Source organism: Halovibrio salipaludis (assembly GCF_002286965.1).
In the GTDB taxonomy this organism is placed as follows: domain Bacteria; phylum Pseudomonadota; class Gammaproteobacteria; order Pseudomonadales; family Oleiphilaceae; genus Halospina; species Halospina salipaludis.
On the sequence record NZ_NSKD01000001.1, the window covers coordinates 885,933 to 901,305 of the forward strand.

Genomic DNA, 15,373 nt, shown 5'->3' on the forward strand with positions numbered 1-15,373 from the left:
GTTGGCTGAGAGAATGGCGATCCCAACGCTGCGACCCCGAGTGACACCATGACCCAGCGCCAGCCCGCCAACGTCCACCAGATGCGCATCGGTGATTTCATCCTGACCACCCTGCTTGATGCCCAGATGGAGGGCAGCTTCGGGCTGATCCAGTCCATCAGCGAGGAGGAGGTCCAGCGCCTGCACACGGAAAGCCGCCGCCCCACGCCGCCCCGGGTCACCCTGAACGCTTACCTGCTCCAGGGCCGTGACCGGACCGTCCTGGTTGATACCGGTATCGGGGCTTTTGCCGGGGATGCCGGTCCCTACCTGATGGAGGGGCTGGAGCGCATCGGCGTAAAGCCAGCTGATATCGATACCATCCTGATCACCCACATGCACCCGGATCACGTCGGTGGACTGATCGATACGCAGGATCAGCCGGTCTTCCCGGACGCGGCGATTCTGGTTCCGGCCGGTGAGCTGGACTACTGGGGTGGCGACATTCCGGAAGACGCCTCCGGCATGCTGACGAACCAGTTCCACGCGGCGCACCGCGTACTCGCCGCCATGGGCTCCCGGATGCAGCGCCTGGAGGGCACGGATGTGCTGCCGGGCATCACGCGTGTACCGCTGCCGGGCCATACGCCGGACCATTCCGGCTATCGTGTGTTCTCCGGTGAGGACCGGGTGCTGCTCTGGACGGACATCGTCCACCTGCCGCACATCCAGTTCCCGCGCCCGGATGCCACGGTCGCCTTTGATGTGGATCCGGACCAGGCCGCGGCCACCCGGCAGCGGATCATGGCCGAGGTGGCTGAGTCCGGGGAGCTGGTCGGCGGTCATCACGTCGACTTCCCCGGGGTGGGCTACGTCGCCGTGGACGGAAAGGGCTACCGCTTCCTGCCCCACGTCTGGCAGCCGCTGGTGTAACGTTCTGTTGGCGGTCTGAACTCTTCCTGCCGCAGCCGCGTAAAAGGCCACAGGTTCAGTAAACAGCCAGTGTAAAGGCAGGTGATCCAGTGGCTTCAACAGAGACCGGAAGCAAGCACCCGGTTAGCGATACAGGGCACAGTGATGCCGCGCTGGCGGCGCGCATGGCGGCGATCGAGTCGTCCATCCCTAAGATCGAATTCACGCCGGATGGCATCATTGCGGACGTCAACGATCATTTCCTGAGCGCCGTGGGTTACCAGGCCGACGAGGTGCTGGGGGCGCATCACCGGATCTTCTGCGATGCGGATTACATAGAATCCAGGGCATACCGTGATTTCTGGAAGCAGCTGCGTTCCGGGCAGTCGCACAAGGGCACCTTCCCCCGCGTGACGGCCAACGGTGATCGGATCTGGCTGGACGCCACCTATTTCCCCATTCTGGATGATCAGGGGCGCGTTAGCCGGATCATGAAGATCGCATCGGATGTGACCGAGGAACATGAACTGCTCATGGACCAGCAGGCCGTGTTCGATGCCATCAACCGTTCCATGGCGGTGATCGAGTTCCTGCCGGATGGCACCATCCTCCAGGCCAATGACAACTTCCTGAATGTGATCGGCTATCGCGCCCAGGACGTGGAAGGGCGCCATCACCGGATCTTCTGCTTTGATGCCTTCTACGAGCAGAATCCGGATTTCTGGGAGCGTCTGGGCAACGGCGAGTTCATGACAGGCCAGTTTGAGCGGCGCCGGGCGGACGGCAGCAAGGTCTGGCTGGAGGCCTCCTACAACCCGGTTCTGGACGAAGCCGGTAACACCCTGAAGGTGGTCAAGTTCGCCAGTGACATCACGGCGTACATGGAGCAGTCCCTGCGTACCCAGGAGGCCGCGTCGGTGGCCTCTTCAACCGCCTCGGAAACGGCGGACATCGCCCGGCGGGCCGGCGAATCCCTGAACCAGTCCCTGGAGACATCGACCCAGATCGACGACGGCGTTGCACGGGTCAGGAGTGTGGTTGAGCAGCTCAACCAGAAGACCGAAAGCATTGAGGAGATGGTGACCACTATCTCCGGTGTGGCCGAGCAGACCAAGATGCTGGCGCTGAACGCTGCGGTTGAGGCGGCACGGGCTGGAGAACACGGGCGTGGCTTCGGCGTGGTGGCCGAGGAGGTGCGCAAGCTCGCCTTCAACTCCCGCGAGGCGAGCCGTGATATCTCGGGCGTGATCAACGCCATTGTGGAGCTGTCGTCGGACGTTGAGAACCAGATCGACCGCGTGGGCACCGTCGCCACCGAGGGTCGCAGCCAGATGAACGACGCCGTCGCCATCGTTGACGACATCCGCAGTGGTGCGCAGCGCGTGCTGGATGCCGTCGAGGGCATCAACCGGGGCCAGTAGAACTCCGGATGCTACCCGCCCCCTTTTCGTGTATGATGCCGCGCTTTTAACGGAGCCGGCTCAGCCCCCTCCGTTCCCTTCCCAGGATCAGGCTGTACCATGTACGAAAAGATAAAGTTGGGTTGGTTCTCCAACCTCAAGGGCGATGCACTGTCGGGCATCGTCGTGGCCCTCGCGTTGATTCCCGAGGCGATTGCCTTCTCCATCATTGCTGGTGTGGATCCCAAGGTGGGGCTCTACGCCTCCTTTGCCATCTGTGTGGTGATCGCCTTCACGGGCGGGCGCCCCGGGATGATCTCGGCGGCCACCGGGGCCATGGCCCTGCTGATGGTCACGCTGGTGAAAGAGCACGGGCTGGAGTACCTTCTGGCGGCCACGCTGCTCACCGGTGTGCTTCAGATTGTCGCCGGTTATCTCAAGCTCGCCGACCTGATGCGCTTTGTCTCGCGCTCGGTGGTGACCGGCTTCGTCAACGCCCTGGCGATACTGATCTTCATGGCCCAGCTGCCGGAGCTCACGGACGTCACCTGGCACGTCTACGCCATGACCGCGGCCGGCCTCGCCATCATCTACGGCTTCCCGTGGTTGCCCCGCATTGGCCGCACCATTCCCTCGCCGCTGGTGTGCATCGTAGTGCTGACCGCGGTCTACATGATCACCGGTATGGAGATCCGCAGTGTGGGTGACATGGGCGAGTTGCCGGACAGCCTGCCGGTCTTCCTGTGGCCGGACATCCCGCTCAACCTGGAAACCCTGACCATCATTTTCCCGACCGCGCTGATGCTGACGGTGGTGGGTCTGCTGGAATCGATGATGACCGCCACCATTGTGGATGACCTGACCGATACCGCGAGTGACAAGAACCGCGAGTGCCGGGGGCAGGGCATTGCCAACATCGGTTCTGGGCTGCTGGGTGGCATGGCTGGCTGCGCGATGATTGGTCAGTCGGTGATCAACATCAAGTCCGGCGGCCGCAGCCGCCTTTCCACCCTGTTTGCGGGGGTGGCACTTCTGATCATGGTGGTCTTTCTGGCGGACTGGGTGTCGCAGATCCCCATGGCGGCCCTGGTCGCGGTGATGATCATGGTGTCCATCGGCACCTTCAGCTGGGAATCCATCCGTGACCTGAAGAAACACCCCATGAGCACGAACATCGTGATGCTGGCGACGGTGGCGGTGACCGTGGGCACCCACAACCTGGCGATCGGTGTCTTCGTGGGCGTGCTGCTGGCGGCGATGTTCTTCGCCAATAAAGTGGGCCAGATCCTGTATGTGGGCTCTGAGGAAACCGACGAGGGCGAGCACCGTATCTACCGCGTCGTGGGTCAGGTATTCTTTGCCTCATCGGAGCGTTTCATGGACGCCTTCGATTTCAAGGAGACCGTGGAGCGGGTCACCATTGACCTGTCCCGAGCCCACTTCTGGGACATCACCGCCGTGGAGGCGCTGGACCGGGTGGTGATCAAGTTCCGCCGCGAAGGCACAGCGGTGGAGCTGATCGGTCTCAACGAGGCGAGCGCCACCATCGTCGACCGCTATGCCGTGCATGATGATCCGGCTGCGGTCGAGAAACTGATGGGAGGCCACTGATGACTCAGGGCGATAACAACAACAGGAATGACATGACCGAACAGGTAATGGCCGCCATCGACGGCTCACAGTTCTCGGAAGCGGTCTGCGACAGTGCCGCCTGGGCCAGCCAGGCGCTGGGCGTGCCGCTGACCTTCCTGCACGTGAATGACAATCATACCGCCCCCGAGGAGCAGGATCTTTCCGGCAACCTCAGCCTCGGGGCGCGTGAGCACCTGATGGAAGAGCTTTCACGCCTTGATGAGGAACGGGCCCGGGTGGCCCAGGAGCAGGGGCGGCTCATGCTGCAGGCGGCGAAGGAGCGTGCCCTTGAGGACGGTGTGGCCGAGGCCGCCACCCGCCAGCGCAACGGTACCCTGGTGGAGACCCTGGAGGAACTCCAGAATGAGATCCGCCTGCTGGTGCTGGGTAAGCGGGGCGAGGGCGTTGATCAGGCCAGTGAGCATCTCGGCTCCAACCTCGAACGGGTCATCCGCACCCTGCACCGCCCCATACTGATGGTGCCGCCGGCCTTCCAGCGCCCCGAGAAGGTGATGATCGCCTTTGACGGCAGCAGGACCACCCGCAAGGGTGTGGAAATGCTGGCGCGGAGTCCTCTGTTCGAGGGGGTGACGGTGCATGTGGTGATCGTCGGCGCGGACCTTGCCGACAACCGCTCTCATCTGGACTGGGCCCTGGAGACCCTGCGCGGGGCCGGCCACCAGGCGGAGGGTGCGATCCGCCCCGGCGAAGTGGAAGGCACACTGCACACCTATCAGGAAGAGCAGGCCATCGACATGCTGGTGATGGGCGCCTACGGCCATTCCCGTATCCGCCACCTGCTGGTGGGCAGTACCACCACTGATATGCTGCGCCGTACCCGGATACCGTTGTTGCTGCTCAGATAGTTCTATCTCCGGGCCTGTGTCTCAACCGGAACCGTCGGGAGGGCGTATGCAGCCACCGCTTGGCATCATCGAGGGCTTCTACGGGCCGCTCTGGTCCTGGGAGGCACGCCGGCGTGTGATGGAGCGGCTGAGCCCGCATGGCTATTCGTTCTACATCTACGCGCCCAAAGGCGATCCCCTGCTGCGGGAGCAGTGGTTCGAGCCCGTGCCCGAGGAAGCCGGGGCCGATATGGAAGGGTTTGCCTCGGCCTGTCGCGCGCAGGGCGTGCGCTTCGGTGTGGGCCTGAGTCCGCTCGGGGCGCTGGACGCCTTTGACGACGTCATCCGCCAGGCCCTGCTGCAGCGGCTGCAGTTCCTGGATGGGATTGGCGTCCAGGATCTGGTGATCCAGTTTGATGACGCGCTGGCGGACCTGCCGGATCTGGCTGCTCGCCAGGTGGAGCTGGTGCACTGGGTGCGCGAGCATTCCGCCGCGGAGCGGCTCATTGTCTGCCCGAGCTATTATTCCGACGACCCCATGCTGGATGCGCTCTTCGGTACCCGCCCCGAGGGCTACCTGGAGACACTGGGCGCGTCCCTCGACAGCGGTATCGAGGTCTTCTGGGCGGGCGAGGAAGTCTGCGCCCGTCAGTGGTCCCCTGGCCACCTTGAGCGGGTGAGCGGCCAGCTCCAGCGCCGCCCCTTCCTGTGGGACAACTACCCGGTGAACGACAGCGCCGCCATGGCGGAACACCTGCACCTGCGTGGATTCACCGGCCGCCCGGCCGCGATGGGCCCGCTGTGTTCCGCCCACGCCATCAACCCCGCACTGCAGCCCACGCTTTCATGCATTCCCGCGCTCACGCTGGCGGACAGCTATCGTCAGGGGGAGGCCTACCAGTACATGGAATCCACGCTCACGGCGATGGTGGAAGTGCTCGGAGAGTCCCTGGCGGCGCAGCTGTTTGCGGATCTTCCCGTACTCCAGGATGCCGGGCTGGCAATGGGCAGTGTGCAGAAGCAGCATCTGCGTTCCATCTATGCTGGATGGGATCATCCTGCGGCGAGGGAAGTGGTGGAATGGCTGGACGGCCGGTTCAGTGGAGAGGGGGCGCCCTCGCTGTGAGGCAACCCCTTCCATTCATTCATCAGGTGCTGGGTTGATCAGAAGTTGTACTGGACGCCCGCGGAGGCCATGTCCAGGTCCGTGTCCTCGAGGGTGAAGCGCTCATACTGCAGGCGCAGGTCCGTGTGCTCGGTCAGGGTCAACCGGACGCCGGCGCCATAGAAGGGATCATCGCCACTGTCACTGCTGGTGATTGGGCCCAGACTGCGTTCACGGTCCCAGGAGAGGTTGCCCACTTTCGCATAGGGCGCGAATGTATCGGTCAGCGGCAATGCCACCATGCCGGAGATGGTCTGGCCGTCCGCCTCCATGTCAGCGTTGCCGTCGCTGGTTTCGCCGAAGTCGATGTGCCCGGCCTGGAGGCTGAAGATCCGGCCGAATTCGACACCGCCAAAGGCCCGCCAGGCACTGTGGTCATCCTTGAGGCGGTCGTTCTCGTTCAGAAAATCCTCATCGTCCAGCCGGTAGTAACCGATGCCGCCACCCAGGTAGGGGCGGATCTCACGGTCACCACTGGTCTGCGAAACAGCTACTGGTGTGGCGAGCGACAGGCTGATGCCGATGATTGCGATATTGAGGGTGCGTTTCATGACTCGCTTCCTCCATGACGGGAGTTGGGTTTGAGCTCTGTTTCACCTCAGGTCTTCCTGTTTTTCATTGTTTGACTCGTACGCTACCGGGGGCAGTCAGCTGTCCAAAATACAATCCATTCAGGCAGCGGTAATGGACAGGCGCCCGGTTAATCCGGGGAGGAGAAGCGGTACCATGCGCTGTGCGGGGTGGGGGACCGGTTGTGGACGGTAAGGGGGGGGTTAACGTCTGACAGGGCGCTGTGCGTCCTGTAATGCCTGGAACAACCCCCGGAACCCATGCCGGTTGCCTTGAACTGTGCGCACTGACACGCCGGCTTGTTGGCGTCCGTGTTAGAACTGAGCTTTACTGCATGCATCAATAGCGCGTCACCTCCAACAATAATCCGATACGACGGGGCTTTACATGAAACACACGGTGGTACTGGTCATTGCGTCGCTGGCCCTGACGGGCTGCGCTGGTGGTTACTGGCAATGGGATTCCGACGAGCGCACCACCGGATCCCAGGAGATGGAAGCGCGGGACACGGCGGAGGCTGCGCAGGCATCGGAATCCGCGGAGCCGGATCGTCAGGACGATGCCGCAGCAGAGGAGAGCCAGAGCACCACCTCCGGGGCTGATACGGACACCGCGACAGAGGCGACGGCAGCCGCTTCCGAAGAGGAAGCCGTAAGCACGGAGGCCGGGGCGTCCGGAGCAGCGGATGATGAGCAGATGGCTGACGCCTCAACAGACCCGGAGCCAGCACCTGAGCCCGAGCCTGCGTCCGATCCTGAACCGGAACCGCAGCCTGAACCCGAGCCTGAGCCGGCACCTGAGCCTTCATCCGAGCCGGAGCCGGAGCCGGAGACTGAGACTGAGACTGCATCCGCTTCTGACGCGGAGCCCGCGACCGACACCGGTGCCGAGGAGCAGGAGGTTGGGAACAATCCAGGCAGTAACCTCATGTGCAGTCTGGGTGGTGGGCCTGCGGCCTACGTCAACATGAAGCCCTCGGAACATCCACCGCTGACGGACGGTGAATACCAGCGTCTCCAGCAGCAGCTGCAGGAGCGTGCAGCGGCCGGTGAGGATGTCGCCAAGTATCGTGAGGAGATCGAACGCGGGCGTTCGGAAGGCGGTGTGATGGCCTGGTTCTACCGCTGCTGGCTGGAGACGTCCTGAACGCTGGTATCGCACTTGCATATACTGCCGGGTCATTCACCCGGCAAGGCAGGGTGGCTCCGCATTCATGGCATCCAGGCTGACGGTCTCCATTGGCCAGTGTTCCAGAAAGGGGCACAAAGGCGTTAATCAGGATTTTTACGGTGCATGCCGGCCACAGGGGTCGGAACTGGAGACCAAGGGGATCGCTGTGGCCCTGGCAGACGGCATCGGCAGCAGTGATGTCAGCCAGGTGGCCAGCCAGGCAGCAGTTACCGGGTTTTTCGAGGACTATTACGCCACGCCCGAGGCCTGGTCCGTCAGTAACGCCGCCCAGCGGGTGATTGCCGCCACCAACTCCTGGCTTCACGCCCAGACCCGCCGCAGCCAGTACCGCTACGACATGGATCGCGGCTACGTCTGTACCCTCAGTGCCCTGGTACTGAAGGGCACTTCCGCCCACCTCTTTCATGTCGGTGACAGCCGCATCTACCGGCTCCAGGGCAGCACGCTCGAGCAGCTCACCGAGGATCACCGCATCCGGGTCTCCCCGGAGGAGAGCCACCTGGCACGGGCCATGGGTGGGGATGAGCGAGTGGAGATCGATTACCAGCGTGTACGCATCGAGCCCGGTGATGTCTTTGTGCTCACGACCGATGGCGTGCATGAATTCCTGAGGCCCGCCGCCATGGCGCGGATGATCGCCGGAGGTGGGGGCGACCTTGATGGGGTGGCCCGCCAGATCGTCGATCAGGCCTACGACGAGGGCAGTGATGACAATCTGACCGTGCAGGTGGTGCGCATTGATTCGGTGCCGGAACAGGCGCAGCCCGCGGAGGCCGTACAGAACCTGATCGGACTGCCGTTTCCCCCGGTGCTGGACCCGCCCGTGATATTCGAGGGCTATCGCCTGCAGCGCCAGCTCCATGCCAGCGCCCGCAGCCATGTCTATCTGGCGGTGGAGGAAAGGACCGGCGAACGGGTCGCACTCAAGACACTGGCCACGGAGATGCGCGATGACCCGGGGCAGGTGGAACGCTTCCTGATGGAGGAGTGGATTGCCCAGCGCATCAATCATGCGCATGTGGCCGGCGCCCGTGCGCCGCAGCAGGAACGGCACTACCTCTACACCGTCATGGAATTCATTGAGGGGCGCACCCTGGCCCAGTGGATGACCGACAACCCGCAGCCGACACTCGAGGCCGTACGGGACATCGTGGAACAGGTCGCCAGAGGGTTGCAGGCCTTCCATCGCCTGGAGATGGTGCATCGGGATCTGCGCCCGGCCAATGTCATGATCGATCAGGAGGGCACCGCCAAGCTGATTGATTTCGGCTCGACCCGGGTCCCGGGCGTCCTGGAAATGGTTCCGGTGGTCGTCGATGAGGGCCCGCTGGGCACTGCCGCCTATTCCGCGCCGGAGTATTTCCTGGAGGGTGAGGGTACGATGCGCTCGGACATCTATTCCCTGGGGGTGATCACCTACCAGATGCTGACCGGCCAGCTGCCCTACGGTACGGAGGTGGCGAAGGCCCGGAGCCGTTCTGCCATGCACCGGCTGCGTTACCAGTCGGTGCGCCTCTATAACCCGGAGCTGCCGGTCTGGCTGGATGGAGTGCTGCGGAAGGCACTGCACCCGGATCCCTACAGGCGCTACGAGGCCCTTTCGGAATTCACCTTCAACCTGCGCCACCCCGGCCGCGAGGCCTACAGCCAGGCCCCGCTGCCTCTTGTGGAGAGGGACCCGGTGCGCTTCTGGCAGGGCATGTCACTGGTCCTCGCGAGCGCGGTGGTGGCCCTCCTTGTGTTGCTGTTTGTCTGACGGCTCAGCGCTCCAGGTCGGCGTAGCGGACACCGGTCAGGTCCTCGGAGACGGACCAGAGCTTGTGGGCGACTTCCTGGTTGCGGGCCAGTCGCCTTATATTGGCTTCCGCTGGCATGCCCCAGAGCTCCTGGAAACCATGGGGGCCATAGTACTGGCCAGGCTCCGCCTGGGGTGAGGTGGCCGCGAACACGCTGGGGTAGGCCCCCTTCTCCTGGGACTGCGCGGTCACCGCGTTGAACAGGCTGTGCCCGGGAATGGTGCGCTGCAGGTTGGTCGCTGAGTAGCCCGGGTGTACAGCGATTGACTGGATGGTGTCCCGGGCGCTGCGCAGCCGCCGGTCAAACTCCAGGGCGAACATCAGGTTGGCCAGCTTGCTCTGGCCGTAGAACCGCCAGCGCTGGTAGCCCCTGCTGGCATCCAGGTTCTCGAAATCGAGGCTGCCAATGCGGTGGGCCAGGCTGCTGACGGTCACCACGCGAGCGCGCTCCGCCGCCCGCAGTCGATCCATGAGAAGGCCGGTGAGGGCGAAGTGGCCCAGGTGATTGGTGCCGAACTGCATCTCGAAGCCATCCCGGGTGTACTGCAGGGGCGGCGCCATGACGCCGGCGTTGTTGAGCAGTATGTCCAGCTTCGGGTAGTGGTCGTTGATGCGCTGGGCAAAGTCCCGTATCGAAGACAGGTCTGACAGGTCCAGCTGCATCAGGTTGAGGTCGACATCCGGGGCACGGGCCCGGATGTGGTCCATGGCTGACTGCCCCTTCTCCCGGTTGCGGCATGCCATGATGACGTGGGCGCCCCGTTGGGCCAGCCTGCGCGTGGATTCCAGTCCGAGCCCACTGTTGGCACCGGTAATCAGCACCGTGCGGTCCGTGAGATCCGGAATGTCCGCGGGCGTCCATGGAATGGGGTTGCGGCTCATGGATTGTCCCTCCTGTAGGTTCCTTTCCGCATCAGCCTATACAAGCGCAGAGGCCGGGGCCAGGCATGTCGGTCCTGTTATCCGCCTGTCCCCCGGTCGGCCATTCCTTTACCATGGCGGAGATTCTGCCAGCGAACGACGGAGATGGACTGAATGTTCCTTGCGATACTGATTGGCGGCCTGATCGGGTCGGCCTTCGGCCTGCCCGGTGCCCTCATCGGCGCCCTCATTGGTGGCGGCCTGGTGTACTGGGGGCGCATGAAGCTGTACCGGCGCGTACGTGAGGTCCAGTCGCGCTTCATGGAATCCGTTTTCGCGGTGATGGGGGCCGTCTGCAAGGCCGATGGTGTTGTCACCCAGGACGAGATCCAGGTGGCCGAGGCCCTGTTTGAGCGCTTCCATCTGAATGAAAGCCAGCGCGAAGCCGCCAAGGCCGCCTTCAACCGCGGTAAGGCCGATGACTTCGATCTGGATGCCGAGCTGCGTGAATTCCTGCGCCGCAGTGGTGGCCAGTCCGGCCTGCTGCAGATGTTCCTGCAGGTGCAGGTCGCCGCCGTTGCTGCGGACGGGGAAGTGCACGAGAACGAGCATGACATGCTGGTGCGCGTGGCCCGTGGGCTGGGACTGTCGGAAAGCCAGGTGGAACAGCTCGAGGCCATGCTGCGCGGTGGCGCCGCCGGCGGTGCCGCGGAACAGCAGCAGTCCCTGGAGGATGCCTACAAGGTACTGGGGGTTTCCCCGGAGGCGAGCGACGCCGAACTCAAGAAGGCCTATCGCAAGCTGATGAGCGAGAACCACCCGGACAAGCTGGCCGGGCGCGGCATGCCCGATAGCATGCGCGAGATGGCCGAAGAAAAGACCCAGGAAATCGCCAACGCGTACGACCGTATCAAGAAAGCGCGCGAACAGGCGGCGTGATTACAGCGCCACGAGAAGGGCCAGCAGCACCAGTTCCGTCAGCACGATGGCCGCGCCGAGCGCATCCCCGGTGTAACCTCCCAGCGCCCGGTGCAGCTGCCAGCCCCATAGAAGCCCGACCAGGGCCGTGGCGACCACGAAAGCCATCATCAATCCCGGCAGCCAGCAGACAGCCACCCCGGCCAGCAGCACGCTGAACACCGTGGCCACCGTCAGCCGGGGCAACGGGAACGTATCCGCGACCGGTTTGGTCTTGCTCGTATCCGTGTCCGTCACATAGGGCATCAGCGCCATCAGGAACAACGGCGTCACGCGCGCCAGCGCCGGCGTGACCAGCAACACCACCCAGATTGGCAGGGGCGCGAGCTCCACCAGCAGCGCCACCTTCAGTGCCAGCGCCCCGACCAGCGCCACCGTCCCGTAGGTCCCGATGCGGCTGTCCTTCATGATGGTCAGACGTTTCTCCACCGTGAACCCGCCGCCCAGCGCATCCACCGCATCCGCCAGCCCATCCTCATGAAAGGCGCCGGTCAGCCAGAGGTGGAAAATCACCACCCCGATGACACTTACCACCAGCGGAAAGAACGTCGCCAGCACCTGGTACCCCAGAGCATAGAGCGCTCCCAGAACCAGTCCCGCCAGCGGGAAGTACATACTGCTCTGGTTCATCAGCTGCTGCGAATAATCAATCCGCACCGGCATCGGAATACGGCTGATGAATCCCAGACAGAGCCAGAAGGCCTGCCACTCGTGCTGCAAGGTGGTTTTCATAATGATTCCCGGTTTGTTTCCCATGTAGGAGCGAGCTTGCTCGCGATAAGACAGGAATCGCCTGCAAGCAGGCTCCTACAGTGGCGGTGCATCGATCTAGACCCTGACGGGAATCAGTGCGCCTCGTCCCAGTTCTTCCCTACACCCGCCTCAACGAGCAACGGCACCTCAAGCTGGGCCGCCCCACTCATCAGCTCCTCAAGCAACGACCCCAACTGCGACACCTGGTCCTCCCGGACCTCCACGATCAGTTCGTCGTGCACCTGCATCGTCATGCGCGCATCAAACCCGGAGTCTGCGATGCGATTCTCGACCATCACCATCGCCTTCTTGATGATGTCCGCTGCCGTGCCCTGCATGGGTGCGTTGATGGCCGTGCGCTCCGCGCCCTGGCGCAGCTGACCGTTGCGGCTGTTGATCTCCGGCAGGTAGAGGCGCCGGCCGAACAGCGTCTCCACATAGCCCTGGTCATGGGCCGTCTTGCGGATGCGGTCCATGTACTCGAGCACGCCGGGGTAACGCTCGAAATAGCGGTCGATGTAGCCCTGGGCCTCATCCCGGGGAATGCCCAGCTGGCGCCCCAGCCCCCAGGCCGACATGCCGTAGATGAGCCCAAAGTTGATGGCCTTGGCATCCCGGCGCTGGGAGTCACTCACGTCCTGACGCGCCACGCCGAAGACTTCCGAGGCCGTGGCCTTGTGGATGTCCTCACCATGGGCGAAGGCGTTCAGCAGCCCCCGGTCGCCGGACAGGTGCGCCATGATGCGCAGCTCGATCTGGGAATAGTCCGCCGCGATCAGCCGGTAGCCCTCCGGCGCGACGAAGGCCTGGCGGATGCGCCGGCCCTCCTCGGTGCGGATGGGGATGTTCTGCAGGTTCGGGTCCGAGGACGAGAGCCGCCCGGTGGCCGTCACCGCCTGGTGGTAGGAGGTGTGGATACGCCCGGTGCGTGCGTTGATCACCTCAGGCAGCCGGTCCGTATAGGTGGACTTGAGCTTGCTCAGGCTGCGGTGCTCCAGGATCACGCGCGGCAGTTCGTAGTCCACCGCCAGTTCCTGGAGCACCGGCTCGGCCGTGGAAGGCGCCCCCTTGGGCGTCTTCTTGAGCACCGGCATGCCCAGCTTCTCATAGAAGATCTTCTGCAGCTGCTGGGGCGAGCCCAGGTTGAACTCCTCGCCGGCCTGCTCCCAGGCCTGCTCCTCCAGGGCCTTCATGCGCTCGGCCAGTTCGCCGCTCTGGGTGGCCAGAAGGTTGGCATCCACCAGGGTGCCGCGGTATTCCATGTGGGCCAGCACCGGCACCAGCGGCAGCTCGATGTCGTGGTAGACCGACTCCAGGGACGGGTCGTCCTTCAGGCGCGGGCGCAGCGTCTCATGCAGCTGGAAGGTGATGTCCGCGTCTTCGGCAGCATAGTGGGCGGCGGTTTCCAGCTCGATCTCGTCGAAACGTTTCTGCTTGGCGCCCTTGCCGGCGATGCTTTCGAAGCTGGTGACCTCGCGCTCCAGGTAACGCTGGGCCAGGGTGCCCATGTCGTGGCGCGAGCCCGATGAGTTCAGCACGTAGGACTGGAGCATGGTGTCTTCGATGCCGCCGCGCAGGGTGATGGCGTGGTTGGCCAGCACATTGATGTCGTACTTGAGGTTCTGGCCGATCTTGACCCGTGCCGGGTCCTCCAGCAGTGGGCGCAGCTGCTCCAGTACGTCGTCGCATTCCAGCTGATCCGGTGCGCCCAGATAACTGTGCCCGAGGGGCACGTAGGCGGCGGTACCGGACTCGACGGCAAAGGAAACGCCCACGATGCGCGCGTCCATGTAATTGAGGCTGGTGGTTTCCGTGTCGAAGGCGAACGCCGGCGCATCGCGCAGCGTGGTCAGCCAGGCATCCAGCGCTTCCTGATCCAGGACAGTGTGGTAATCCGTGCTCGCCGGTGTGTTCGCGGTGTTCGGATTCTCGCCTGCGTCGGATTGCGGTTGCTCGCCGCCGCCGTTTTCCAGTTCCCGGATCCAGCCGCGGAACTCCATCTCCCGGAACTGCTCCAGCAGTTGATCCCGGTCCACCGGTTCAGGATCCAGCGCTTCCACGCTGTAGCCCAGGTCCAGCTCCGTGCGGATACGGGCCAGATCCCGGCTCAGGGGTAATTGGTCAAGGGCCGCGCGCAGGTTCTCGCCGATCTTGCCGCCCACTTCATCCGCATGGGCCATGAGGTTGTCCAGGTTGTCGTACTGCTGGAGCCACTTCACGGCCGTCTTGGGCCCGCACTTGGTTACGCCGGGGATGTTGTCCACGGTATCGCCCACCAGTGCCAGGTAGTCCACGATCTGCTCCGGGGTCACGCCGAACTTCTCGATCACGCCCTCCCGGTCCATCGTGGTCTCATTCATGGTGTTGATCAGCGAGACATGGTCGCTGACCAGCTGGGCCATGTCCTTGTCGCCGGTGGAGATGATCACGTCCACCCCCTTGTCCGTGGCCTCGTTGGCCAGGGTGCCGATGACGTCATCCGCCTCCATACCCTCTTCGATCAGCAGCGGCAGGCCCATGGCGCGGATGATGGCGTGGATGGGCTGGATCTGGCCGGCCAGCTCCTCGGGCATTTCCGGGCGGTTGGCCTTGTAGTCCTCGTACAGCTCGTGCCGGAAGGTTTTGCCGCGGGGGTCGAAGACCACGGCAATGGGGGAGCCGGGATAATCCTGCTGCAGCCGGCGGATCATGCTGATCACGCCCTTGACCGCACCCGTGGGCTGGCCGTTGGAGGTGGTCAGTGGCGGCAGGGCATGGAAGGCGCGGAACAGATAGGAAGAGCCGTCCACTAGGACGACAGGGCGGTCTTTGCTGAGCTCAATCATGGAGGTGTCGCTTCAGGGTATGGTAACGCGGAGTGTTTCAGAACGGGGGCTTTCCAGTCCAGAGGTATCCAGGGTGGAGACGGCGAACTGGTATTCCCCTGAGGGCAGCTGCGAGGGCTGCCACTGAGTGGTGCCGGCTTGCTCAATCACCTGGACATCGAAGTCGGGGTCCCCCGACTGGCGGTAATAGACCCGGTACCCCTCGATTTCCCCGGGGTAGAGCTTGCTGCCGTCGATGCGGGTAAGCGGTGCCTCCCAGCCCAGGGTTACGGTGTTGTCCTCGTCGCTGCTGGACACGCACCCTGAAATCAGAAAGACGGGGATCAGGGCGTATAATCTCAGGCGGAATCCGAACATGGACGCCATTATGAGGTTATTTCCGGCGACTGCAACCCGCTTTTTTACACCATTAGTATGTGTATTCTAATTATTCCCCGTAGTGTGCATGGTGAAGTAATCAATGGGC

The 15,373-nt window shown here is 63.6% G+C and carries 13 protein-coding genes; 8 read left to right on the top strand and 5 right to left on the bottom strand.

Translation table 11 applies throughout. The features are described from left to right. Window positions 1–48: 48 nt before the first annotated feature. From CK501_RS04310 to CK501_RS04330, 5 genes are all read left to right on the top strand, one after another. The gene (locus CK501_RS04310) at window positions 49–912 is read left to right on the top strand and encodes an MBL fold metallo-hydrolase (RefSeq protein WP_095616467.1); all 864 of its coding nucleotides are present in this window, start codon (window positions 49–51) and stop codon (window positions 910–912) included. Window positions 913–1,001: 89 nt separating this feature from the next. Then, window positions 1,002–2,312 (top strand): methyl-accepting chemotaxis protein, encoded by a 1,311-nt coding sequence (locus CK501_RS04315; RefSeq protein WP_198949377.1) that lies wholly within the window; start codon window positions 1,002–1,004, stop codon window positions 2,310–2,312. Between the two features lie 99 nt (window positions 2,313–2,411). Then, window positions 2,412–3,902: a SulP family inorganic anion transporter gene (locus CK501_RS04320; protein WP_095616469.1), complete on the top strand. Its 1,491-nt coding sequence runs from the start codon at window positions 2,412–2,414 to the stop codon at window positions 3,900–3,902. A gap of 32 nt (window positions 3,903–3,934) precedes the next feature. Then, window positions 3,935–4,789, top strand: a complete 855-nt coding sequence (locus tag CK501_RS04325; protein WP_095616616.1) for a universal stress protein — start codon at window positions 3,935–3,937, stop codon at window positions 4,787–4,789. Window positions 4,790–4,835: 46 nt separating this feature from the next. After that, window positions 4,836–5,894, top strand: coding sequence for a beta-N-acetylglucosaminidase domain-containing protein (locus CK501_RS04330; RefSeq protein WP_095616470.1), 1,059 nt, complete (start codon window positions 4,836–4,838; stop codon window positions 5,892–5,894). Window positions 5,895–5,932: 38 nt separating this feature from the next. Here the strand turns inward: CK501_RS04330 and CK501_RS04335 are convergent, their stop codons facing one another. Next, complete coding sequence (locus CK501_RS04335; RefSeq protein WP_095616471.1) at window positions 5,933–6,484, bottom strand: porin family protein; 552 nt, start codon at window positions 6,482–6,484, stop codon at window positions 5,933–5,935. A gap of 406 nt (window positions 6,485–6,890) precedes the next feature. Here CK501_RS04335 and CK501_RS04340 point away from each other — a divergent pair, with 406 nt between their 5' ends. Continuing rightward, on the top strand, window positions 6,891–7,649 hold the full coding sequence (locus CK501_RS04340) for a hypothetical protein (RefSeq protein ID WP_095616472.1): 759 nt from the start codon (window positions 6,891–6,893) through the stop codon (window positions 7,647–7,649). 67 nt (window positions 7,650–7,716) lie between these two features. Further along, on the top strand, window positions 7,717–9,450 hold the full coding sequence (locus CK501_RS04345; RefSeq protein ID WP_095616473.1) for a bifunctional protein-serine/threonine kinase/phosphatase: 1,734 nt from the start codon (window positions 7,717–7,719) through the stop codon (window positions 9,448–9,450). A 4-nt stretch (window positions 9,451–9,454) separates the two neighbouring features. Here the strand turns inward: CK501_RS04345 and CK501_RS04350 are convergent, their stop codons facing one another. Further along, window positions 9,455–10,372, bottom strand: coding sequence for an oxidoreductase (locus CK501_RS04350; protein ID WP_192497379.1), 918 nt, complete (start codon window positions 10,370–10,372; stop codon window positions 9,455–9,457). 153 nt (window positions 10,373–10,525) lie between these two features. Between CK501_RS04350 and djlA the strand changes: the two genes are divergently transcribed. Beyond that, complete coding sequence (gene djlA / locus CK501_RS04355; RefSeq protein WP_095616474.1) at window positions 10,526–11,290, top strand: co-chaperone DjlA; 765 nt, start codon at window positions 10,526–10,528, stop codon at window positions 11,288–11,290. Here djlA and CK501_RS04360 read toward each other — a convergent pair whose 3' ends face one another. The 3 genes from CK501_RS04360 to CK501_RS04370 form a co-directional block, all read right to left on the bottom strand. Further along, complete coding sequence (locus CK501_RS04360) at window positions 11,291–12,061, bottom strand: adenosylcobinamide-GDP ribazoletransferase (protein WP_095616475.1); 771 nt, start codon at window positions 12,059–12,061, stop codon at window positions 11,291–11,293. Between the two features lie 113 nt (window positions 12,062–12,174). Further along, on the bottom strand, window positions 12,175–14,907 hold the full coding sequence (gene polA / locus CK501_RS04365) for a DNA polymerase I (protein ID WP_095616476.1): 2,733 nt from the start codon (window positions 14,905–14,907) through the stop codon (window positions 12,175–12,177). Window positions 14,908–14,919: 12 nt separating this feature from the next. Then, window positions 14,920–15,273: a fibronectin type III domain-containing protein gene (locus tag CK501_RS04370; RefSeq protein ID WP_095616477.1), complete on the bottom strand. Its 354-nt coding sequence runs from the start codon at window positions 15,271–15,273 to the stop codon at window positions 14,920–14,922. Window positions 15,274–15,373 lie beyond the last annotated feature (100 nt).

Excerpts from the sequence above, each read along its gene's own strand:
- CK501_RS04310 (WP_095616467.1), top strand. The coding sequence starts at position 49 with ATGACCCAGCGCCAGCCCGCCAACGTCCACCAGATGCGCATCGGTGAT.
- CK501_RS04320 (WP_095616469.1), top strand. The coding sequence starts at position 2,412 with ATGTACGAAAAGATAAAGTTGGGTTGGTTCTCCAACCTCAAGGGCGAT.
- CK501_RS04325 (WP_095616616.1), top strand. The coding sequence starts at position 3,935 with ATGACCGAACAGGTAATGGCCGCCATCGACGGCTCACAGTTCTCGGAA.
- CK501_RS04330 (WP_095616470.1), top strand. The coding sequence starts at position 4,836 with ATGCAGCCACCGCTTGGCATCATCGAGGGCTTCTACGGGCCGCTCTGG.
- CK501_RS04335 (WP_095616471.1), bottom strand. The coding sequence starts at position 6,484 with ATGAAACGCACCCTCAATATCGCAATCATCGGCATCAGCCTGTCGCTC.
- CK501_RS04340 (WP_095616472.1), top strand. The coding sequence starts at position 6,891 with ATGAAACACACGGTGGTACTGGTCATTGCGTCGCTGGCCCTGACGGGC.
- CK501_RS04345 (WP_095616473.1), top strand. The coding sequence starts at position 7,717 with ATGGCATCCAGGCTGACGGTCTCCATTGGCCAGTGTTCCAGAAAGGGG.
- CK501_RS04350 (WP_192497379.1), bottom strand. The coding sequence starts at position 10,372 with ATGAGCCGCAACCCCATTCCATGGACGCCCGCGGACATTCCGGATCTC.
- djlA (WP_095616474.1), top strand. The coding sequence starts at position 10,526 with ATGTTCCTTGCGATACTGATTGGCGGCCTGATCGGGTCGGCCTTCGGC.
- CK501_RS04360 (WP_095616475.1), bottom strand. The coding sequence starts at position 12,061 with ATGAAAACCACCTTGCAGCACGAGTGGCAGGCCTTCTGGCTCTGTCTG.
- polA (WP_095616476.1), bottom strand. The coding sequence starts at position 14,907 with ATGATTGAGCTCAGCAAAGACCGCCCTGTCGTCCTAGTGGACGGCTCT.
- CK501_RS04370 (WP_095616477.1), bottom strand. The coding sequence starts at position 15,273 with ATGGCGTCCATGTTCGGATTCCGCCTGAGATTATACGCCCTGATCCCC.